Source organism: Saccharothrix sp. S26 (assembly GCF_021390395.1).
Lineage (GTDB): Bacteria > Actinomycetota > Actinomycetes > Mycobacteriales > Pseudonocardiaceae > Actinosynnema.
Genome location: NZ_JAJUWT010000011.1, coordinates 39,344 through 60,019, shown reverse-complemented (window position 1 = coordinate 60,019; position 20,676 = coordinate 39,344). Strand labels below are relative to the sequence as shown.

Genomic DNA, 20,676 nt, shown 5'->3' with positions numbered 1-20,676 from the left:
CCGTTCGGTTCTGCCCTTTCCGCCACGGGCCTGCGGCCGGCTCTGGCGGCGGGGGTGTCGGTGGCGGGCGAAGCGGTGTTCCGGTGCGTGAGCGCGTGTGTTTCGTCGGGCCCCTTCTCCTCAAACCTGCGGCCGGCCGTCGGGACGGAGGTGGCCGCGTGATCAGCCAGGCTGCCGAAGAGGCGATGGTCGAAGCCGCCCTGGAGGCCGCCGCACGCGCGCCCGAGACCGGCGACATCCCGATCGGCGCGGTCGTCTACGGCCCGGACGGCGCCGAACTGGCACGCGCCTGCAACGCCCGCGAAGCCCTCGGCGACCCGACCGCGCACGCCGAAATCCTGGCCCTGCGCGCCGCCGCGGCGGTCCACGGCGATGGTTGGCGGCTGACCGGCTGCACCCTTGCGGTGACCGTGGAGCCGTGCACGATGTGCGCGGGCGCGCTGGTGCTGGCCCGCGTGGACCGCGTGGTCTTCGGCTGTTGGGAACCGCGCACCGGTGCGGCCGGCTCCCTGTGGGACGTCGTCCGCGACCGCCGCCTCAACCACCGCCCGGAAGTCGTCGGCGGCGTCCTGGCGGAGCGGTGCGCGGCGCTGATGGAGTCGTTCTTCGCCGACCTCTGATGCCGTGGCCCTCTGACCAGCGCGGACGCCCCACGAGACCCCCGGTTGGGTGAGCACGCCCCGGTCTTGTATTGTTCTCGGCGGTGGCGTGTCCGAGCGGCCGAAGGAGCACGCCTCGAAAGCGTGTGAGGTGAAAGCCTCCGTGGGTTCAAATCCCACCGCCACCGCAGGTCGAAGGGCCGGGCACCTCACGAGGTGCCCGGCCCTTCGCCATGTCGGCCCGTCCGTTGGGGACGGCTTCCAGAGGGCCCCACTGACCCGCTGGGCTACGTCGGGCGTCGTGCAGCCTGCGGTTCGGCACCTTGGCGTTCCAGCAGTCGCTTCCACTCGGTGCAGTCCGTACGCGGGTAGAGCGGTCCGCCGGACCCGCTCGGCCGCATGCCGCTTCACGACTTCGTACCCGCCGTCTCCGTCCTCAATGGCACGCGGTTCGGGCAGGGCCTACCGAACTTCCGGCCGCATGGCCCGGCGCTTTCGTGCTTCACCGGGGGTGCAGCCGACTACGGGGCACCAGGAGCGTTCGGGCCCCCTGATCGACGTCAGCCCCGCAGTCCAGTGCCTCGCCATGGCGCAGACCGAGGGCAATCGCGATTGCGCACCGGGCGTTGTCGCGTTTCTGCCGCCGTTCGGACAGCCCGTGCCGTGGCGCAATACTCGGCGGCATGGTGAACGTCGGAGGGCGCGGTTACCGATGTCTATCGGTAGCCCGTGCAGGTCGAAGGTAAACCTCTTCCTGCGCGAGTTACCGCAGTGTCGCAGTTGCCGGGGCGCGATTCTACGGTACGTCACAAATTGTCGGAATCGACTGGGCCGATCGGGTAGAGATCGTTCGGATTTGTCGAATTCGCGTGCACATAGTGGAAGGTGACTACCGAGTGCCTGCACGGTGCGGGCGATGGAATGGGGAAAAGTGATGACTCGTTTAGCTTCGTTGACCGTGCTTCCACTTGTCGCGGCTGCGGCGCTGCTGGGCGCCGGAACTGCTTCGGCGTCGGTGGTGGCCGACGAGGTGTCCGCGATGGCAGCCTGTGAGGGAACCCCCAGTTGGCAAGGGGCGACATGGACGTGGCGCTGCTCAGGGGACGCACCCGGCACCGAGTTCCGTGCGGTGAACCTGTGTCCCAACGGGGACTACCACTACGGCGCGTGGGTCCTCCAAGGTCCGGGTCGCGTCTCGGTGGCCACGTGCGGGAATCCTGCGGTCACCTCGTACGCCCAGACGAGGTAGTGAACGGCGGGTCGCGGGTGAGGTGACCGGGTCCGGCGGACTCGCCGTCCATGGCGGACAGCAGTAATGGCGGGTCGTCTCAGTTCTTGTACGTCCATCTGTGCATTCAGCTCCGTGGACCACCTGCCAATAGGCTCTTGCCCGCGGGTGCGAACCCCGGGGAATGGTGGCGGACGGATGGTCGCAGACCTCGAAAGCGTGTGAGGCGAAAGCCTCCGTTTTTCACCCACCACCGCTGCTCAGAGCCCCGCCTCCGGCTGCCGGAACTCCGGGGCGCACGACACGCGCACGGGCGCCGATCCGGGCCTCGTCAGGTCCGGGTCGGCGCCCCTGTCATGCGTGTCGCGCCCCGTGCCGGCGCTGGGAGGGCCACCGGGTGGGCACGGCCATGACCCTACCCTACGTTCGAACACACGTTCGAGATGGGTAAAGGTCAACCGTTAGTGGTGGCGTCTTCCGCCGTTCACTCGATCCGGGGAGGATGCGCGCAGCCGCCAACTACGGAGGATCCGTTGAGACCTACCCCGCTCCGCGTCGGGCTGGCGGTCACCGCCGCCTCGGCCGTGACGTTCGCCCTCGCCACGCCGATCCACGCGGCACCGAGCCCGGACGCCCTCGTCGCCGAGGTCTACGGCGGCGGCGGCAACTCCGGTGCCACGCTGACCCAGGACTTCGTCGAGCTCGGCAACGCGGGCTCCGCGCCGGTCGCCGTCGACGGCTGGAGCGTGCAGTACCTCCCGGCGAGCGCGAGCGCCTCCAGCCAGTGGCAGGTCACCCCGCTGACCGGCTCCATCGCCGCCGGCGGTCGGTTCCTGGTCGCGCAGGCCAAGGGCGCGGGCGGCACGGTGGAACTCCCCGCGCCGGACGTCACCGGCACGATCGCGATGAGCGGCACGGGCGGCACGATCGCCCTGGTCGCCGCGACCACGCCGCTGACCTGCAAGACCGCCGCCGACTGCGCCGCCGACACCCGCGTGCGCGACCTGGTCGGCTACGGCACGGCGACCGTCGTGCGCGAGACGACGCCGACGGCCAACCTGAGCAACACCACTTCGGCATCCCGCACGGCGTTGACCGACACCGACGACAACGCCGCCGACTTCACCGTGGGCGCGCCGACCCCCGTCAACTCCAAGGGCCAGGGCCCCGGCGACCCCGATCCCGACCCGGAGCCCCAGCCCGGCGACAAGCGCATCCGCGACGTCCAGGGCACGACCCGGATCTCGCCGCTGCTGGGCCAGAAGGTCAGCGGCGTGCCCGGCGTCGTCACCGCGACCCGCGCCGTCGGCGACCGCGGCTTCTGGATCCAGGACACCGCCCCGGACGCCGACCCGCGCACCAGCGAGGGCGTGTTCGTCTACACCGCGGGCCTGGTCCCGACCGTCGAGCCCGGTGACGAGGTGCTGGTCTCCGGCACGGTCGCCGAGTACCGGCCGGGCGGTGACGCGGCGTCCAACTCCAACCAGACGCTCACCGAGATCACCGGCGCGACGGTCACCGTCAAGTCCAAGGGCAACGCCCTGCCCGCCCCGGAGAAGCTGACCCCGCCCGCCGGCTACCTGCCCACCGCGGGCGGCGGCAGCGTCGAGTCGCTCCCGCTCGACCCGGCGACCTACGGCCAGGACTACTACGAGTCCCGCGAGGGCATGTACGTCCAGGTCGACGACGCCCGCGTGGTCGGGCCCACCAACAGCTTCGGCGAGACGTGGATCACCACCCTCCCGGACCAGAACCCGACCGCCCGCGGCGGCACGATCTACCTCGGCTACGACCAGCCCAACAGCGGCCGGATCAAGGTCAAGCCGGGCGCGGCGACGCCGCAGGCGAGCAACGTCGGCGACGTGTGGCGCGGCGCCACGGTCGGCAACGTCGAGTACACCAACTTCGGCGGCTACACGCTGGCCACGAAGACGGTCGGCGAGCACGTGTCCGGCGGCACCGCGCCCGAGGTCACCGAGGCGCAGCGCGAGTACGAGCTGTCCGTGGCCACCTACAACGTGGAGAACCTGGCCGCCACCAACGACCAGGCCAAGTTCGACCGCCTCGCCGCGGCCGTGGTGGACAACCTCAAGAGCCCGGACGTCGTGGTGCTGGAGGAGATCCAGGACAACAACGGCGCGACCGACGACGGCACGGTGGCCGCGGACGCGACGTTCACCAAGTTCACCGACGCCATCGCGGCCGCGGGTGGCCCGCGCTACCAGTGGCGGCAGGTCGACCCGGTGAACAAGGCCGACGGCGGCGAGCCGGGCGGCAACATCCGGGTGGCGTTCCTGTTCAACCCGGCCCGGGTGTCCTTCGTGGACCGCGCGGGCGGCGACGCCACCACGCCGGTGTCGGTGGTGAAGCAGCACGGCCGCGCCGCGCTGTCGGTGTCGCCGGGCCGCATCGCGCCCGCCGACCCGGCGTGGACCAGCAGCCGCAAGCCGCTGGCCGGCGAGTTCAAGTTCCGCGGCCGCACGGTGTTCGTGGTCGCGAACCACTTCAACTCCAAGGGCGGCGACCAGGCCATGCACGGCCGCTACCAGGAGCCGGTGCGCAGCTCCGAGGTCCAGCGCGCCCAGCAGGCCGCGTTGCTGCGCGGGTTCGTGGACCAGGTCAAGGCCGTGGACAAGGGGGCCAACGTGGTCCTCGCCGGTGACATCAACGACTACCAGTTCTCGCCCGCGGTCCGGACCCTGACCGGCAACGGCGACGTGGTGGCCCTGATCGACACCCTGCCCGCCGCCGAGCGGTACAGCTACGTGTTCGAGGGCAACTCCCAGACCCTCGACCACATCCTGATCAGCGCCAACATCACGCGGTACCGCTACGACGTGGTGCACATCAACGCCGAGTTCGCCGACCAGGCCAGCGACCACGACCCGCAGGTGGTGAAGCTGCGCCCGAGCACCGGCAACGCCAACGTCGACCGGGTGCTGTTCCTGCTGGAGGACATCGCGGAGTGCCTGCCCCGGTCGTAGCCCGGAGCAGCGCGCAGGCCCCCTCGGACCCCGGTGTCGGAGGGGGCCTGCGCGTGCACGGCTCAGCCGCCGGCGGGCTCGGGCCTCGTCGTCGTCACGGTGGTGGACGGCAGGGACGGCTTGCTGGTGACCGTCGTGGTGGGTGCCGACGGCTTCGTCGTGGTAGACGGCTTGGTGGTGGAGGTCGGGCTCACGGTGGTCGTGGGGACCGGCCGCGTCGTGGTGGTGGGGGCCGGCGTGGTGGTCGGCCTCGGGGTGGTGGAAGGCGGCTGGGGCGCGTCAGCGCACTGCGCGTCCTTCGGCAGGTTGGCGTACTCGTCGCCCTTGAAGTAGATGGCGCTGGACCACTGCGTGCCGCCGTCCTGCCGGCCGATGTTGAGCCAGACGTCGTTGGTGTAGCCGAAGTCCGTGACCGACTCGCCGTGCACCCAGCAGTACACGCCGACCGTCCACCCGGCCAGGACCGGGCTCCCCGGCGCCTGCGTGCACGACGTCGAGGGGCAGTGCCGGACGTTGACGTCGTGCCACGCCGTGGCGCTGTACTGCGGCGGCCCGCTCGCGGCGACCTCGGCCGCGGCCGTGGCGACACCACCGGCGAGCAGCCCGGTGGCGGCGGCGGCGACCGCGGCGGCCGTCGTGACGATCCTCATGCGTGTCCTCCCAGTGATCAGTCGGTCACTGGGATAAACGCTTCCGGGCCGCCGGGACGTTGCATCCGGTCACGACAGAGCCCCGGTCACCTGGTGGTGACCGGGGCTCTGGTCTGCGGAGGATACGGGATTTGAACCCGTGAGGGGGTTAACCCAACACGATTTCCAGTCGTGCGCACTAGGCCGCTATGCGAATCCTCCGTGGCGGAGTCTAACGGAGGGGTCGTGCCGCTCCCAAAACGGGTGGTCGGCCCCATCGGTCGCCAATGGGTTCGGTTAGCCTTGCCTAATGAAGCGTGGTCTCGTGGTGTTGCTGTCCGCCCTGCTCCTGGCCGCCTGCGGAGGTGGCGGGGGAGAGCCCGAACCGGCCGCGGCCGGGGTGACGGTCGACACGCGGTTCGGTCCCGTGACGATCGAGAAGCCGCCCACGCGGGTGGTCGCGCTGGGCTGGTCGGACGCGGAGACCGCGCTGGCCCTGGGTGTGCGGCCGGTGGGCGCGAGCGACTGGCTGGGGTTCGGCGGCAAGGGCGTCGGGCCGTGGGCCGAGGGGCTCTACCAGCAGGCGCCGACGCTGCTCGGCACCACCGAGGTCGACTACGAGGCCGTCGCCGCGCTCCAGCCCGACCTCATCCTCAACACCCGGTCGGACAACGACCAGGCCAAGCACGAGAAGCTCACCAAGATCGCGCCCACGATCGCCGCGCCCAAGGACGTCATCCCCTACGGCACGTCGTGGCGGCAGCAGGTCGAACTGGTCGCGAAGGCGCTGGGCAAGGTCGCCGAGGGCGAGAAGATCATCGCCGACCTGGACGCCGAGTTCGCCGCCAACCGCCGGTTCGAGGGCCGGACGACCGTCGTCGGCGCGTACTTCGACGGCAAGTTCGGCGCGTACGTCTCCGGCGACCCCCGCGCCGACTTCATGAAGGCCATCGGCTTCACGCTGCGCGAGGACGTCGAGGACCTGGCCTCGGGCACGTTCTACGTCGACATCTCCGCCGAGCGGCTGGACCTGCTGGCCGCCGACCTGAGCGTGCTGTTCCCGATCGGCGGCGACGCCACCGCCCTCAAGGCCAACCCGCTGGTGCCGCGCGGGGCGCTGGTCCTGGACGACAAGAACCTGGTCAACGCCTTCTCCAGCGGTTCGTCGCTCGGCATGTCCTACGCGCTGGAGCACGCCGTGCCGCTGTTCACGGCGGCGCTCGGCTGACCTCCGCGCGGGTGCGGACCGGGCCGGTGGGGCGACCGGCTACACTGACAGCGGACCTCGTGCGGCACACATCTCGCGAACCTCCCCAGGGCCGGAAGGCAGCAAGGATAAGCGGGCTCTGGTGGGTGCACGGGGTCCCCTTTCTTTGTCGGACCCTCCCGGTAAGGTCGCCGACGTGGCGCTCGCCCTCTACCGCAAGTACCGTCCGGCGACCTTCGGCGAGGTCGTCGGTCAGGAGCACGTCACCGAACCGCTGCGCACCGCCCTGGCGGCCGGTCGCGTCAACCACGCGTACCTGTTCTCCGGGCCGCGCGGCTGCGGCAAGACGTCCAGCGCCCGGATCATGGCGCGCTCGCTGAACTGCGTGCAGGGCCCCACGCCCGACCCGTGCGGCGAGTGCAACTCGTGCGTGGGCCTCGCGCCCAACGGGCCGGGCAGCGTGGACGTGGTGGAGCTGGACGCGGCCAGCCACGGCGGCGTGGACGACGCGCGCGACCTGCGGGACAAGGCGTTCTACGCGCCGGCCGAGTCGCGGTACCGGGTGTTCATCATCGACGAGGCGCACATGGTCACCACGCAGGGCTTCAACGCCCTGCTGAAGATCGTGGAGGAGCCGCCCGAGCACCTGATCTTCATCTTCGCCACCACCGAGCCGGACAAGGTGCTGCCCACCATCCGCTCGCGCACGCACCACTACCCGTTCCGGCTGATCCCGCCGAGCTCGATGCGGGCGCTGCTGGAGCGCAACTGCGCCGCCGAGGGCGTCACGGTCGAGCCGTCGGTGTTCCCGCTGGTCATCCGCGCGGGCGGTGGGTCGGCGCGCGACACGCAGTCGGTGATGGACCAGCTGCTGTCCGGCGCGGGCCCCGAGGGCGTGCGCTACGAGCGGGCGATCGCGCTGCTCGGCGTGACGGACGTGGCGTTGATCGACGACGTGGTGGACGGCCTCGCGCAGGGCGACGGCTCGGCGGTGTTCGGCACCATCGACCGCCTGGTCGAGGCCGGGCACGACCCGCGCCGCTTCGCCTCCGACCTGCTCGACCGGCTGCGCGACCTCGTGCTGCTGCACGCCGTGCCGGACGCGGCGGAGCGCGGCCTGGTGTCCGCGCCGGACGACGAGCTGGCCAAGATGATCGCCCAACGTGACGCGACCCGACCCGCGACCGTCACCCGTTGGGCGGAGATCCTGCACCAGGGCTTGACCGAGATGCGCGGCTCGACCGCCCCGCGCCTGCTGCTCGAGCTCGTGACCGCGCGGATGCTGCTGCCGTCGGTCGGCGACGTCGAGTCGGGCCTGTTGCAGCGCGTGGAGCAGCTCGAACGCCACGGCCCACCGGCCGGCGGCGCGGCGGGCCCCGCTCCCGAGACCCGCTTCCAGCGCCCCTCGCAACGCGCCGCCGACCCCGCGCCGCAGCCCCCGGCACCCCAGGCCGCCGCACCGGCCGCGCCGCCGGTCGACCAGCCCGCCGCGCCCGCACCGCAAGCCGCGCCGAGCGCCGGCCCGCCCGGACTGCCGCCGCCCCCGGTGCTGAGGTCGGCGGCGATGCGCTCGGCCGGCGGCACCCCGAGCGCCGGCGAAGCCACGCCCGCCTCCGCACCTCAAGCCGGACCGCCGCACGCCGCGCCGCACTCGGGCGCGGACCAGCGCGGTCAAGCGGTCGGGCCCCAGGGCGCGCAGCCGCCGGGTGAGTGGCCGGCCGCCACACCGCCCACCGGCGTGCCCGCCCCGGCACCGCCCGCCCCAGCCGCCGCACCGGCCACCCCGGCCGCGTCCGCGCCGTCCGCCGGCGGGGTCGACGCGGTCGAGGTCCGGCGGCGGTGGTCGGAGTTGCTGACCGTGGTCCGCGGCACGAGCCGCAGCACCGAGGCGATGCTCACCAACGCCACGGTCGCCGACGTCGACGGCACCACGGTCACCCTCGCGCACACCTCCGCCCCGCTGGCCCGCCGGCTCGCCGAGCCGCGCAACGCCGACGCCATCGCCGCCGCGTTCGCGCAGGTCCTCGGCGGCACGTGGCAGGTGCGGTGCGTGCACGGCGACGCGAGCGCGGCACCGGCCCGGTCCGCGCCGCAGAAGCCGCAGCGTCCCGCGCCGACCCGGCCGAGCCAGGCGCAGCAGCCCGGCCAGGGCCGGCGGCCCGAGCCGACCAGGTCCGCGCCGACCGGCCGGCCCCCGGCCGACGACATCCCGCCGCCCCCGGAGCCGCCGGAGCCCGACGAACCCCTCCCGCCGGAGCCGGTGGACGAGGAGGAGATGCTGGCCGAGGCCGCCCTGCCCGGTGACGCCGACGACCAGCGGCTCGACCCGGAGGCCGTCGTGCTCAAGCTCCTCGCCGACGAGCTGGGCGCTCGGCCGTTGAAGGGCTGATCGACGCGACTACGCTGGATTACGGCGGCAGACCCCGAAGAGAGGAACCCGCGGTGCAACCCGGTGGGCCCAACATGCAGCAAATCCTCCAGCAGGCTCAGAAGATGCAGCAGCAGCTCGCTGAAGCCCAGCAGGAGCTGGCCGAGGCCGAGGTGACCGGCACCGCCGGCGGCGGTCTGGTCACCGCCGTCGTGTCCGGCGGCGGCGAGCTCAAGAGCCTGAACATCGACCCGAAGGCGGTCGACCCCGACGACGTCGAGACGCTGTCCGACCTGGTCGTGGCGGCCGTGCGCGACGCCAACCGCGCGGCGCAGGAGCTGGCGGCCCAGAAGATGGGCCCGCTGGCCAGCGGCATGGGCGGGATGGACGACCTGGGCGGTCTCGGGAAGCTGTTCGGCTGATGTACGAGGGGCCCGTCCAGGACTTGATCGACGAGCTCGGCAGGCTGCCGGGCGTCGGTCCCAAGAGCGCGCAGCGCATCGCCTTCCACCTGCTCGCCGCGGACCCGGCCGACATCGGCCGGCTCCAGGACGCGTTGCAGAAGGTCAAGGACGGCGTGGTGTTCTGCGACGTGTGCGGCAACGTCTCGGCCGAGGCGACCTGCCGCATCTGTCGCGACCCGCGCCGCGACCTGACCCTGATCTGCGTGGTGGAGGAGCCGAAGGACGTGCTCGCGGTCGAGCGGACCCGTGAGTTCAAGGGTCGCTACCACGTCCTGGGCGGCGCGCTCGACCCGTTGTCGGGCGTCGGGCCGGACCAGCTGCGGATCAGGCAGCTGCTCACCCGGATCGGCACCGAGGTGTCGGAGATCATCATCGCCACCGACCCGAACACGGAGGGCGAGGCGACGGCGACGTACCTGGTGCGGATGCTGCGGGACTTCCCGGGCCTGACCGTCACCAGGCTCGCGTCGGGCCTGCCCATGGGCGGTGACCTGGAGTTCGCCGACGAGCTCACCCTCGGCCGGGCTCTGTCCGGCCGGCGCAGCATGTGAGGCTCGTCGCGGTCGACGGGCCGTCCGGCTCGGGCAAGTCGACGTTCGCCGCACGCCTGGCCCGCGAGTGGGGCGCGACCGTGGTGCCGACCGACCACTTCGCCACCTGGACCGACCCCGTGTCGTGGTGGCCGCGCCTGGTCGCCGACGTCCTCGACCCGCTCCGGCACGGCCGCCCGGCCCGCTACCGGCGCATGGACTGGACGGGCGGCGTGCCGCGCCCGGGCGAGTGGGTGGAGGTGCCGGTGCCGGACGTCCTGGTCGTCGAGGGCGTCTCCGCGGCCCGCCGCTCGATCGCGCCGCGCCTGGACGAGGCGATCTGGGTCGAGGTGCCCGATCCGGAGGAGCGGCTTCGCCGTGCGGTCGAACGGGACGGTGAGGCGAGCCGGGCGCACCTGCGGCGCTGGCAGGCGTTCGAGCGCGGCTGGTTCGCCGTGGACGGCACGAAGGCCCGCGCCGACCGGATCGTGACGCCGGACTGAGCCACGCCGTCACACGTCCAGGTGACGCGGGCAGCACGCGACCCGGGCGCCGGTGCAGCGCGCCGCGCCCGACCGTCACGCGTCGAGCGACGCCCGCACCACGTCCGCCTCGGGCGAGCCGATGGCGGTGAACCACTCCAGCGCCGACCGCCAGCTCTGCCGCGCGCCCGCCAGGTCGCCCTTGACCGCGAGCACGTCACCGGCCAGGTGGGTGGCCCGCGCGTGCACGCACCGCTGCCCCGTGGCGGCGCTCAGCTCCAAGCACCGCAGCGCCAGGTCGTGCGCCTGCGCCACGTCGCCCTGGTCCAGCCTGACCCGCCCGAGCACGGCCAGCACGTCCACCTCGGCGATGCGCAGCCGGTAGCGCACGGCGCTGTCCAGGGCCTGGGTCGCCGAGTAACGGGCCTCGTCCAGCCTGCCCGCGGCGCGGTGGGTCAGCGCGAGGCCGCGCCGGGCCGCGCAGATGCCCAGCGGGTAGCCGGTCTCCTCGGCGATCCGCAGCGCCTCCGTCGTGCGCTCGACCGCCTCCTCCAGCCTGCCCAACCCGCACAACGCCTCACCGAGGGCGTTCTTCGCGTCGCACAGCCCCTTGAGGTTGCCCAGCTCCTCCGCGATGCCGGCCGCCCACCCCGCCTCGTGCGCCGCGTCGGCCCACCGGCCCCGCATCACGTAGGTCAACGCCAAGCCCTCGTGCGAGAAGTGCGCGAACCGGCGTGCGCCGGCCCGTTCGTACAGCTCGCCACACCTCTCGTACAGCTCGGCGGCCCGCTGCGGCCGGCCGAGGAACAGGTGCGCCTCGGCCAGCGCCCGGTGGCTGTCCGCCTGCGTCATCCACGCGCCGAGCCGGTTGCCGACGTCCAGCGCGCCCTCGAACGACGACACGGCCCGGTCGAGCTGCCCGAGCTGCATGTAGACGCCGCCGAGGTTGAGCTGGGCGATGCCCTCCTGCTGCAACGCCCCGATGGCCCGCGTGATCACGAGCGCGCGCTCCAGGTGTTCCGCGGCCTGCTCCAGGTCGCCCACCTCGATGTAGACGGTGCCGAGGTTGGACAGCACGGCCGCCTCGACGGCGGGCGCGGCGCCGGTGCGCTGCTGGATGGGGATGGCCCGGCGGAAGTAGTCGACGGCCACCCGGTGCTGCCCGATCGCCCAGTACAGCGTGCCCAGCGACGACAGCATCGCCACCTCGCCGACCGCGTCCTGGGAGCCCTGCGCGACCGCGAGCCCCGCCTTGGCCGTCGCCAGCCACTCGGCGGGTAGCCCGATCGTGTAGAAGTAGCGCCGCAACGCGTCGGCCAACTGCCAGACGTCCCGGTCGGGCCGGCGGTCGGCGGCGTGCACGACGAGCCCCACCAGGTTGCCGCGCTCGGCGTCCAGCCAGGCCAGGGCCTCCGCCGAGGTGGAGAACAGCCGCGGTGTGACGCCGGCCACGACGTCGTTGCGCGGCAGCCGCAGCAACGTGGACTTGAACGCGTCCGTGGCGTTGTCCACCGACCGGATCGACCAGTCCAGCAGCCGCCGCGACGCCTGGGCGCTCTCCGCCGGGTCGTCCTCGATCTCGCGCCGCTCGGTCGCGTAGTCGCGCAGCAGGTCGTGGAACTGGTAGCGGCCGGGCGCGTGGTTGTCCACGAGGTTGGCCGTGGCCAGCCGGTCCAGCCGCCGCCGCGCGTCCTGCGTGGTCAGCCCGCCCAACGCGGCCGCCACGTCCGGCGTGATGTCGCCCGGCGCGAGCGAGAGCAGCCGGAACAGCGACGCGAGCTCCGGCTTGAGCGCGGTGTAGGACAGGTCGAACGCCGCGTGCACGGCGGCCCGCTCGTCGCCCTCCACGGCCAGCGCCGCCAGCCGGTTGCCCGCACGCAGCTCCTCCACGTACGACGCGATGGTGATCTCCGGCCGGGACAGCAGGTTGGCCGCCGCGATCCGCAGCGCCAGCGGCAGGTGCGCGCACAGCTCGGCCAGCTCGTCGGCCGCCTCGGACTGCGCGGCCACCACGTCCTCGCCCAGCATCCCGGCCAGCAGCGCCCGCGTCTCGGACCGGTCGAGCACGTCGAGCCGCACGTTGGACGCGGCGTGGCTGACCGCCAGCCCGCGCAACGTGTCACGGCTGGTCACGAGCACGGCGCACCCCGGCGAGCCGGGCAGCAGCGGCCGGATCTGCTCGGCGTTGGCCGCGTTGTCCAGCACCAGCAGCACCTGCTGGTCGGTCAGCCGCGACCGGAACATCGCCTCCTGCTCGTCCTGGTCCAGCGGCACCGACTCGGGCGGCACGCCCTGCGCCCGCAGGAACCGGGGCAGCACGTCCACCGCGCTCAGCGGCGGGCCCTGGGCGTAGCCGCGCAGGTTCACGTACAACTGGCCGTCGGGGAAGAAGTGCCGCATCTTGTGCGCCGCGTGCACGGCCAGCGCCGTCTTGCCCACGCCGGGCGGCCCGGCCAGCGTCACCACCGGCACGCCCTGCGCGGTCCGCAGCAGCGCCTCGATCAGCTGAACGGCCTGCTCACGGCCCACGAAATCGCCGATGTCGGCGGGCAGCTGCGAGGGCACGACCCGGTCGCGCCGGGACGCGGCCGCGCCCTGCCCCGGGGCCGGCGACGGCGACCCGCCGAGCACCTGCTGGTGCACGCGCCGCAGCTCGTCGCCGGGGTCGATGCCGAGCTGCTCGGCCAGCAGCCCGCTGACCCGCCGGTACGCGCCCAGCGCGTCGGCCTGCCGCCCGGACCGGTACAGCGCGACCATCAGCTGCGCCCACAGCCGCTCCCGCAGCGGGTGCTCGCTGGTCAGCCGGGACAGCTCGGGGATCAGCTCGGCGTGGCGGCCCAGCTCCAGGTCGACCTCGACCCGGCGCTCCTCCACGTGCAACCGCCGTTCACCCAGGCGGGGGACTTCGTCGCGGTGCAGGACCTCGGACGGCACGTCCACCATCGCCGGGCCCCGCCACAGCGCCAGCGCCGCGGTGAAGATCGCCGACGCCGACTCCAGCCTGCCCGCGGCCCGCTCCCGCTCGCCCTCCTCGACCAGCTGCTCGAACCGCATCACGTCGATCGTGCGCTCGTCGACGTCGATCAGGTACCCGTCGGGCACGGTCCGGATCGGCACGGCCGGGCCGAGCACCTGCCGCAGCCGCATCACGTAGGTCTGCAACGTGCCGCGGGCCCGCGCGGGGGGCTCCGCACCCCAGATGTGCTCGGCCAGCTCGTCCACCGAGACCCCGGCCCCGGCCCGCATGAGCAGCGACACCAGCAGCGAGCGCTGCCGCCCCGCCCGCACCACGACCTGCTCGCCGTCGACCAGCACCTGCAACGGGCCGAGGACGCGGAACTCGACGACAGGGCTCACCGGCGACCTCCCCTCCGCACGCGTGCGGGTTCCTGTTGTCCGTTGTACAGCGTAGGAGGGCGTTTGCCCGATCGTCCGTGGTCACGTTGGGTCAGCGGGCCTGCGCCGCACGTGTGTTAATGCTGATTCACGTGGCCGGATCGTGACCTGGGACTGCGCGGAAGGGTTGTGGGGACCGGTTAGGGTCCGTGACCACACCGTGAGATCCCGGATTTCCCTAGGGGTGTGTCAAATGCTTCAATTTCGAACGGCCCGGCGCCGATGGTTGGCCGCGATCGGCCTGACCGGCGTCGCGGCACTGGCACTGTCGGCCTGTGCCCAATCCGAGCGCACGGACGACTCGGGGTCCGGCAAGGTCGGCGGCACGATGGTCTTCGGCGCGGCGGGTGAGCCCAAGAACTTCGACCCGATCTTCAACGACGACGGCGAGAGCTTCCGCCCGATCCGCCAGATGTTCGACACGCTGATCACCTACAAGCGGGGCACCGCCGACCTCGCGCCGGGGCTCGCGGAGAAGTGGACGCCGAGCGAAGACGGCAAGTCGTGGACGTTCGACCTGCGCAAGAACGTCAAGTTCCACGACGGCACCCCGTTCAACGCCGAGGCCGTGTGCTTCAACTTCGACCGCTGGTTCAACATGAAGGGCGCCGCCGCCCAGAGCCAGATGATCTACTACGGCGACGTGTTCGAGGGCTTCGCCAAGAACGAGGGCGACGCGGCCGGTGAGCCGGTGTACAAGTCCTGCGAGGCCAAGGACGAGCACACCGCCGTGCTGAACCTCAACAAGTACAAGGGCGCCTTCCCGGCCGCCTTCGGTTTGACCGCGCTGTCCATCTCCAGCCCGGACGCGCTGAAGAAGTACGACGCGGACAACGTCGCCCAGTCCGGCGACTCGTTCACCTACCCGGCTTACGCCACCGAGCACCCGACCGGTACCGGCGCGTTCAAGCTGGAGAAGTTCGACAAGGCCAACAAGACCATCACGCTGGTCCGCAACGAGGACTACTGGGGTGAGAAGGCCAAGCTCGACAAGCTGATCTTCAAGATCATCCCGGACGAGAACGCGCGCAAGCAGGAGCTCAAGGCCGGCACGATCGACGGCTACGACTTCCCGAGCCCGGCCGACTACAACTCGCTGAAGTCCGACGGCTTCAACGTCACGCCGCGGCCCGCGTTCAACATCCTCTACCTGGGCATCAACGGCGCCAACAACCCGGCGCTGAAGGACCTGCGGGTGCGCCAGGCCATCGCCTACGCGGTCAACCGCGACCAGCTGGTGAAGACCAAGCTGCCGCTGGGCGCCGAGGTGGCGACGCAGTTCATGCCCAAGACGGTGGCGGGCTACGCCGAGGACGCGCAGCAGTACCCGCACGACGTGGCCAAGGCCAAGGAGCTGCTGACGCAGGCGGGCGTGTCGAACCTGACGCTGAACTTCTACGTGCCCACCGAGGTCAGCCGGCCGTACATGCCGAACCCGTCCGAGATCGCCGCGGTGATCGCGGACGACCTGAAGGCCGCGGGCATCAACGCCCAGATCGTGTCCCGTCCGTGGAACGGCGGCTACAAGGACGACGTGCAGAAGCTCGGCAAGCACGACCTGCACCTGCTCGGCTGGACCGGTGACTACAACGACGCCGGCAACTTCGTCGGCACGTTCTTCGGCCGGGAGAAGAAGGAGTTCGGCTTCGCCGACCAGGCGATGTTCGACGCGATCGCCGCGGCCGACGCGGTGGTCGACCAGACCAAGCACGCGGACGCCTACAAGCAGGTCAACCGCGACATCATGAGCAAGTACCTGCCCGCGATCCCGGTGTCCCACTCGCCGCCGGCGATCGTGGTCAGCAGCAAGATCTCGGGCCTGGTCCCGAGCCCGCTGACCGATGAGCGCTTCGACACGGTGAGCAAGGGCTGAACCGAACGGTAGGCGGGTGGTGGCGTCCGTGACCCGGACGCCACCACCCGTGCTGTCCGGAGGGTTTCCATCATGCTGCGATTCATAGTCCGACGCCTGCTGCAGGCGATCCCCACACTGCTCATCCTGTCGCTGCTGGTCTTCGTCTGGCTGCGGTCGCTGCCGGGCGGCCCCTCGGGCGCGCTGCTCGGCGACAAGGCGACCCCGGAGAAGATCGAGGCGCTCAACAAGGTCCTCGGCCTCGACCAGCCGATCTACATCCAGTACTTCAAGTTCCTGGGCCGCATCCTCAGCGGCGACTTCGGCAGCTCCCTGATCAGCGGCGAGCCGGTGGTGGCCGAGATCGGCCGCGCGCTGCCCGCCACGATCGAGCTGTCGCTGGCCGCGCTGCTGTTCGCGGTGGTGCTGGGCATCCCGCTCGGCTACCTCGCGGCCAGCCACCGGGGCCGGTTCCTGGACAACTCCACCGTCATCGGCACGCTGGTCGGCGTGGCCGTGCCGGTGTTCTTCCTGGGCATCCTGCTCAAGCAGCTGTTCGCGCAGGACCTGGCGCTGTTCCCGCCCTCGGGCAGGCAGGACGTCACGATCGACCCGACGCACGTGACGAACTTCGCCGTGCTGGACGGCCTGCTGACCCAGGAGTGGGACGCCGCGGCCGACGCGCTGTGGCACCTGGTGCTGCCGGCGGTCGCGCTGGGCACGATCCCGCTCGCGGTGATCGTGCGGATCACCCGCGCCTCGGTGCTCGACGTGCTCAACGAGGACTTCGTCCGCACCGCGAACGCCAAGGGCCTGCAGGCGCAGCTGATCCGGCGCCGGCACGTGCTGCGCAACGCGATGCTGCCGGTGTCCACGACCATCGGCCTGCAGACCGGCCTGCTGCTCGGCGGCGCCGTGCTCACCGAGCGGGTGTTCGTGTGGGGCGGGCTCGGTTCGCTGCTGGCCCAGGGGATCGAGCGCCGGGACTACCCGCGACTGCAGGCGTTGCTGCTGCTCGCGGCCGTGGTCTACGTCCTCGTGAACCTGCTGGTCGACATCTCCTACGCGATCATCGACCCGAGGGTGCGGGCATCATGACCAGTCTCCTCAAGCGCAAGCGGGCGCGGGTCGACGCGCTGGCCGAGTCGGCGGGCACGAGCCTCGCGGCCGACGCGGTGAAGCGGATGCTGCGCAGCCCGGTCGCGCTGCTGGGCGCGTTCCTGGTGCTGCTGTTCCTGGTGCTGGCGATCGTGGCGCCGTTCATCGCGCCGAAGGACCCCTACCAGCGGTACCCGGAGCTGCTGGCCGAGCTGCGGCCGGACTTCATCCCCGGCGCGCAGCCGGGGTTCCTGCTGGGCGGCGACGAGCTGGGCCGCGACTTCTTCAGCCGGCTGCTGGTCGGCGCGCAGCAGTCGCTGGTCGTCGGCGTCGGCGCGACGTTGATCGGCCTGGTCCTGGGCATGATCATCGGCGGGCTGGCGGGCGCGTTCGGCGGGTGGGTCGACAGCTGGCTGATGCGGTTCACCGACATCATGCTGTCGATCCCGAGCCTGCTGCTGGCGATCTCGATCGCGGCGCTGGCCAGCCGGGGCAGCCAGACCACGGTGATCATCGCGGTCGCGGTGACCACCGTGCCGATCTTCGCCCGGCTGCTGCGCGGCGCGATGCTCGCGCAACGGCACAGCGACCACGTGCTCGCCGCGACGGCGCTGGGCGTGCGGCGGCGGACCGTCGTGTTCCGGCACATGCTGCCGAACTCGCTCGGCCCGGTCATCGTGCAGGCGACGCTGACCCTGGCGACCGCGATCATCGAGGCCGCGTCGCTGTCGTTCCTCGGCCTCGGCGACCCGGACCCGTCCCGGGCCGAGTGGGGCCTGATGCTGGGCAACTCGCAGCGCTACATCGACGTCAAGCCGGAGCTCGCGTTCTACCCGGCCGTCGCCATCATCATCGTCGCGCTGGGCTTCACCCTGCTCGGCGAGTCGCTGCGCGAGGCGCTCGACCCGAAGAACCGGAGGTGAACCGCGATGGCGTTGCTCGAAGTGCGTGATCTGCGGGTGGTCTTCCAGCGCAGGGGCACCGAACCCTTCACCGCCGTGGACGGCGTCTCCTTCGACGTCGACCCCGGGCAGACGGTGGGCCTGGTGGGCGAGTCGGGGTGCGGCAAGTCCGTGACGTCGCTGGCGATCATGGGGCTGCTGCCCTCGCGCGGCAACAAGGTCAGCGGCCAGGTCCGGTTCGAGGGCACCGACCTGCTCACCCTGAGCGACAAGGACATGCGCGACCGGCGCGGCCGCGACCTGGGCATGGTGTTCCAGGACCCGCTGTCGTCGCTCAACCCGGTCATCCCGATCGGTTTGCAGGTCACCGAGGTGCTGGAACGGCACCGCGGCATGTCCCGCAAGGCGGCGATGGTGGAGGCGGCCGACCTGCTGGGCCGGGTCGGCATCCCCGACCCGCAGCGCAGGCTGAGCGAGTACCCGCACCAGCTCTCGGGCGGCATGCGGCAGCGCGCGCTGATCGCGATCGCGCTGGCGTGCCGGCCGCGGCTGCTCATCGCCGACGAGCCGACCACGGCGCTGGACGTGACGATCCAGGCGCAGATCCTCGCCCTGCTCAAGGAGCTGGTGCGGGACACCGGCACGGCGCTGATCATGATCACGCACGACCTGGGCGTCGTGGCGGGGCTGTGCGACGAGGTCAACGTGCTCTACGGCGGCCGGGTGGTGGAGAAGGCGGCGCGGTACCCGCTGTTCGCCGACCCGCGCCACCCGTACACCCACGGCCTGCTGGCGTCGATCCCCCGGCTCGACGGTGCGCGTGGCGAGAAGCTGGTGCCCATCAAGGGCTCGGTCGCCGACAACATCCCGTGGGACCACGGGTGCGCGTTCGCCCCTCGCTGCCCCAACGCGCTGCCGGTGTGCCGCGAGGTCACGCCCGAGCTGGAGGCCGGTGACGTGCGGTCGCTGCGCTGCCACAACCCGGTGCTGCCGGGAACGCCCGCCGCCCAGGAGGTGCCCGCATGACCGCCGCTGTCGAACCGGCAGCCACCGCCGCCCCCGTGGGCGACGCGCTGGTGTCGGTCGAGGGCCTGAAGATCCACTTCCCGATCAAGCGCGGCCTGCTGGTCGACCGCACGGTCGGCCACGTGTACGCCGTGGACGGGGTCGACCTGCGGATCAACCGCGGCGAGACCTACGGCCTGGTCGGCGAGTCCGGCTGCGGCAAGTCGACGTTGGGCCGCGGCATGCTGCGGCTGGTCGAGCCGACCGACGGCCGGGTGCTGTTCGACGGCACGGACCTGGTGGGGCTCAAGGGCGAGGAACTGCGCCGGATGCGCCGCCGGATGCAGATGGTGTTCCAGGACCCCATGTCGTCGCTTGACCCGCGCCAGTCGGTGGAGTCGCTGCTGGTCGAGGGCCTGCGGGCGCACGGGCTGGACAAGGGCCGCGAGGCGACGGGCAAGCGCCTGCGCGAGCTGCTGTCGGCGGTCGGGCTGCCGTCCACGTCGCTGCGCAAGTACCCGCACGAGTTCTCGGGCGGGCAGCGGCAGCGCATCGGCATCGCCCGGGCGCTGGCGGTCGAGCCGGACCTGATCATCGCCGACGAGCCGGTGTCGGCGCTGGACGTGTCGGTGCAGGCGCAGGTGGTCAACCTGCTGGAGGACCTGCAGGACGAGTTCGGGCTGACCTACCTGGTGATCGCGCACGACCTCGCCGTGGTGCGGCACATCTCCGACCGGGTCGGCGTGATGTACCTGGGCGGCCTGGTGGAGGAGGCGACCTCGGACGACCTCTACGCCGAGCCGCTGCACCCGTACACCAGGGCGTTGCTGTCCGCGATCCCCGTGCCGGACCCGGAGGTGGAGGACCGCCGGGAGCGGATCCTGCTCACCGGCGACCTGCCGTCGCCCGCGAACCCGCCGAAGGGCTGCCGCTTCCACACCCGCTGCCCGTGGAAGCAGGCGACCCGCTGCGACACCGAGCGGCCCGAGCTGCGCGAGGTGCTGCCGGGGCACAAGGTCGCGTGCCACTGGGCGGAGGACATCCGGGCGGGCCGGATCCGGCCGCACGAGGTGGAGGCCGTGCTGGTGGAGGAGGACGGCGTCTCGCCGGACATGCCGCTGGTCGGCCCGGCCTCGGTGTCCGAGGTGCTCAACCCGTAGTGCCGCGGTCCGGGGGACGCCACCGGCGTCCCCCGGACCCCGTCCTCAGACCACCTGCGGGTAGAGGGCGCGGGGGTCGGCGGACAGGGCGGCCTTGAGGCGCGCGACGCCCTCGTCGGCCAGCACCTCCACGAGGTCGGCCTCGACGCCGTCCAACGCGGTGCGCACGACGTCGGCAGGGTCGTTCTTCGGCACGTCCATGCCCGCGGTCATGTCGGTGTCGGTCGGGCCCAGCAGCAGGCCGGTGACCAGCGTGCCCTGGCCCGCGAGCTCCACCCGGACGCCGTTGGTGAGGCTCCACTGCGCCGCCTTGGCCGCGCTGTAGGCGGTGGCGCGGTCGTAGGACACCCACGACATCGAGGACAGCACGTTCAGGATCGCGCCGCCGCCGTTGGCCGCGAGGACCGGCGCGAACGCGCGGATGACCGCCAGCGTGCCGTAGAAGTGCGTGTCCAGCTCCAGCCGGATCGCGGCCGGGTCGCCGGTGACCAGGTTCGCGCCGGTGATGATGCCCGCGTTGTTGACCAGCAGGGTCACGTCGTGGGCGGCGGAGGCCGCGGCGGCCACGGAGTCGGCGTCGGTGATGTCCAGGGGCAGCGCCTCGACACCCGGCAGGTCGATCGAGCCGGCGTCGCGCGCGGTCGCGTAGACCTTCGCCGCGCCCCGCTCCAGCAACTGGCGCGCGAAGTGCCGGCCGAGGCCGCGGTTGGACCCGGTGACCAGGGCGACCGAGTTGGCGATCTTCATCGATGTCTCTCCAGGGGTGAGTTGG

At 72.1% G+C, this 20,676-nt stretch carries 15 protein-coding genes, 2 tRNA genes and 1 other RNA gene; 14 read left to right on the top strand and 4 right to left on the bottom strand.

The genetic code is table 11. The features are described from left to right. The first annotated feature begins 185 nt into the window (after positions 1–185). From LZG04_RS18945 to LZG04_RS18935, 3 genes are all read left to right on the top strand, one after another. A complete protein-coding gene (locus tag LZG04_RS18945) occupies positions 186–620 on the top strand; it encodes a nucleoside deaminase (RefSeq protein ID WP_233819244.1) in 435 nt (144 codons plus the stop codon). An 82-nt stretch (positions 621–702) separates the two neighbouring features. Continuing rightward, positions 703–787, top strand: a tRNA-Ser gene (locus LZG04_RS18940). A gap of 1,573 nt (positions 788–2,360) precedes the next feature. Beyond that, positions 2,361–4,811: an endonuclease/exonuclease/phosphatase family protein gene (locus LZG04_RS18935; protein WP_308199173.1), complete on the top strand. Its 2,451-nt coding sequence runs from the start codon at positions 2,361–2,363 to the stop codon at positions 4,809–4,811. Between the two features lie 62 nt (positions 4,812–4,873). Here LZG04_RS18935 and LZG04_RS18930 read toward each other — a convergent pair whose 3' ends face one another. Together LZG04_RS18930 and LZG04_RS18925 are read right to left on the bottom strand one after the other, a co-directional pair. Continuing rightward, entirely contained in the window at positions 4,874–5,461 is a 588-nt protein-coding gene (locus LZG04_RS18930; protein ID WP_233818798.1) for a hypothetical protein, read from the bottom strand. A 116-nt stretch (positions 5,462–5,577) separates the two neighbouring features. Beyond that, positions 5,578–5,662: transfer RNA gene (locus LZG04_RS18925), tRNA-Ser, on the bottom strand. 88 nt (positions 5,663–5,750) lie between these two features. On the opposite strand from LZG04_RS18925, the gene LZG04_RS18920 reads away from it, so the two are divergent. From LZG04_RS18920 to LZG04_RS18895, 6 genes are all read left to right on the top strand, one after another. After that, a complete protein-coding gene (locus LZG04_RS18920; RefSeq protein WP_233818793.1) occupies positions 5,751–6,668 on the top strand; it encodes an iron-siderophore ABC transporter substrate-binding protein in 918 nt (305 codons plus the stop codon). A 49-nt stretch (positions 6,669–6,717) separates the two neighbouring features. After that, positions 6,718–6,812, top strand: an RNA gene (gene ffs, locus LZG04_RS18915) — signal recognition particle sRNA small type. 31 nt (positions 6,813–6,843) lie between these two features. Further along, positions 6,844–9,036, top strand: coding sequence for a DNA polymerase III subunit gamma and tau (locus LZG04_RS18910; protein ID WP_233818786.1), 2,193 nt, complete (start codon positions 6,844–6,846; stop codon positions 9,034–9,036). Between the two features lie 53 nt (positions 9,037–9,089). Continuing rightward, positions 9,090–9,437 carry a YbaB/EbfC family nucleoid-associated protein gene (locus LZG04_RS18905; protein ID WP_233818784.1) on the top strand — a complete coding sequence of 116 codons (348 nt, stop codon included), beginning with the start codon at positions 9,090–9,092 and terminating at the stop codon, positions 9,435–9,437. Next, the gene (gene recR / locus LZG04_RS18900) at positions 9,437–10,030 is read left to right on the top strand and encodes a recombination mediator RecR (RefSeq protein ID WP_053715664.1); all 594 of its coding nucleotides are present in this window, start codon (positions 9,437–9,439) and stop codon (positions 10,028–10,030) included. Before LZG04_RS18905 ends, recR begins: the two co-directional genes overlap by 1 nt. Further along, positions 10,027–10,512: a uridine kinase gene (locus tag LZG04_RS18895; RefSeq protein WP_233818782.1), complete on the top strand. Its 486-nt coding sequence runs from the start codon at positions 10,027–10,029 to the stop codon at positions 10,510–10,512. The genes recR and LZG04_RS18895 overlap by 4 nt, the downstream gene beginning before the upstream one ends. Before the next feature lie 75 nt (positions 10,513–10,587). Here LZG04_RS18895 and LZG04_RS18890 read toward each other — a convergent pair whose 3' ends face one another. After that, entirely contained in the window at positions 10,588–13,848 is a 3,261-nt protein-coding gene (locus LZG04_RS18890) for a BTAD domain-containing putative transcriptional regulator (protein ID WP_233818780.1), read from the bottom strand. Positions 13,849–14,080: 232 nt separating this feature from the next. On the opposite strand from LZG04_RS18890, the gene LZG04_RS18885 reads away from it, so the two are divergent. The 5 genes from LZG04_RS18885 (at position 14,081) to LZG04_RS18865 (ending at position 19,904) form a co-directional block, all read left to right on the top strand. Then, entirely contained in the window at positions 14,081–15,760 is a 1,680-nt protein-coding gene (locus tag LZG04_RS18885; RefSeq protein ID WP_233818778.1) for an ABC transporter substrate-binding protein, read from the top strand. A 72-nt stretch (positions 15,761–15,832) separates the two neighbouring features. Further along, complete coding sequence (locus LZG04_RS18880; protein WP_233818776.1) at positions 15,833–16,837, top strand: ABC transporter permease; 1,005 nt, start codon at positions 15,833–15,835, stop codon at positions 16,835–16,837. After that, complete coding sequence (locus LZG04_RS18875; protein ID WP_233818774.1) at positions 16,834–17,760, top strand: ABC transporter permease; 927 nt, start codon at positions 16,834–16,836, stop codon at positions 17,758–17,760. The genes LZG04_RS18880 and LZG04_RS18875 overlap by 4 nt, the downstream gene beginning before the upstream one ends. A 6-nt stretch (positions 17,761–17,766) precedes the next feature. Further along, positions 17,767–18,765: an ABC transporter ATP-binding protein gene (locus LZG04_RS18870; RefSeq protein ID WP_233818772.1), complete on the top strand. Its 999-nt coding sequence runs from the start codon at positions 17,767–17,769 to the stop codon at positions 18,763–18,765. Next, positions 18,762–19,904 carry an ABC transporter ATP-binding protein gene (locus tag LZG04_RS18865; RefSeq protein ID WP_233818771.1) on the top strand — a complete coding sequence of 381 codons (1,143 nt, stop codon included), beginning with the start codon at positions 18,762–18,764 and terminating at the stop codon, positions 19,902–19,904. The genes LZG04_RS18870 and LZG04_RS18865 overlap by 4 nt, the downstream gene beginning before the upstream one ends. 45 nt (positions 19,905–19,949) lie before the next feature. On the opposite strand, the gene LZG04_RS18860 is transcribed toward LZG04_RS18865, so the two are convergent. Next, positions 19,950–20,651 carry an SDR family oxidoreductase gene (locus LZG04_RS18860; protein ID WP_233818768.1) on the bottom strand — a complete coding sequence of 234 codons (702 nt, stop codon included), beginning with the start codon at positions 20,649–20,651 and terminating at the stop codon, positions 19,950–19,952. Between the last annotated feature and the right edge of the window lie 25 nt (positions 20,652–20,676).

Coding starts and splice junctions, on each gene's coding strand:
- LZG04_RS18945 (WP_233819244.1), top strand. CDS start 186: ATGGTCGAAGCCGCCCTGGAGGCCGCCGCACGCGCGCCCGAGACCGGC.
- LZG04_RS18930 (WP_233818798.1), bottom strand. CDS start 5,461: ATGAGGATCGTCACGACGGCCGCCGCGGTCGCCGCCGCCGCCACCGGG.
- LZG04_RS18920 (WP_233818793.1), top strand. CDS start 5,751: ATGAAGCGTGGTCTCGTGGTGTTGCTGTCCGCCCTGCTCCTGGCCGCC.
- recR (WP_053715664.1), top strand. CDS start 9,437: ATGTACGAGGGGCCCGTCCAGGACTTGATCGACGAGCTCGGCAGGCTG.
- LZG04_RS18885 (WP_233818778.1), top strand. CDS start 14,081: ATGCTTCAATTTCGAACGGCCCGGCGCCGATGGTTGGCCGCGATCGGC.
- LZG04_RS18880 (WP_233818776.1), top strand. CDS start 15,833: ATGCTGCGATTCATAGTCCGACGCCTGCTGCAGGCGATCCCCACACTG.
- LZG04_RS18875 (WP_233818774.1), top strand. CDS start 16,834: ATGACCAGTCTCCTCAAGCGCAAGCGGGCGCGGGTCGACGCGCTGGCC.
- LZG04_RS18870 (WP_233818772.1), top strand. CDS start 17,767: ATGGCGTTGCTCGAAGTGCGTGATCTGCGGGTGGTCTTCCAGCGCAGG.
- LZG04_RS18865 (WP_233818771.1), top strand. CDS start 18,762: ATGACCGCCGCTGTCGAACCGGCAGCCACCGCCGCCCCCGTGGGCGAC.
- LZG04_RS18860 (WP_233818768.1), bottom strand. CDS start 20,651: ATGAAGATCGCCAACTCGGTCGCCCTGGTCACCGGGTCCAACCGCGGC.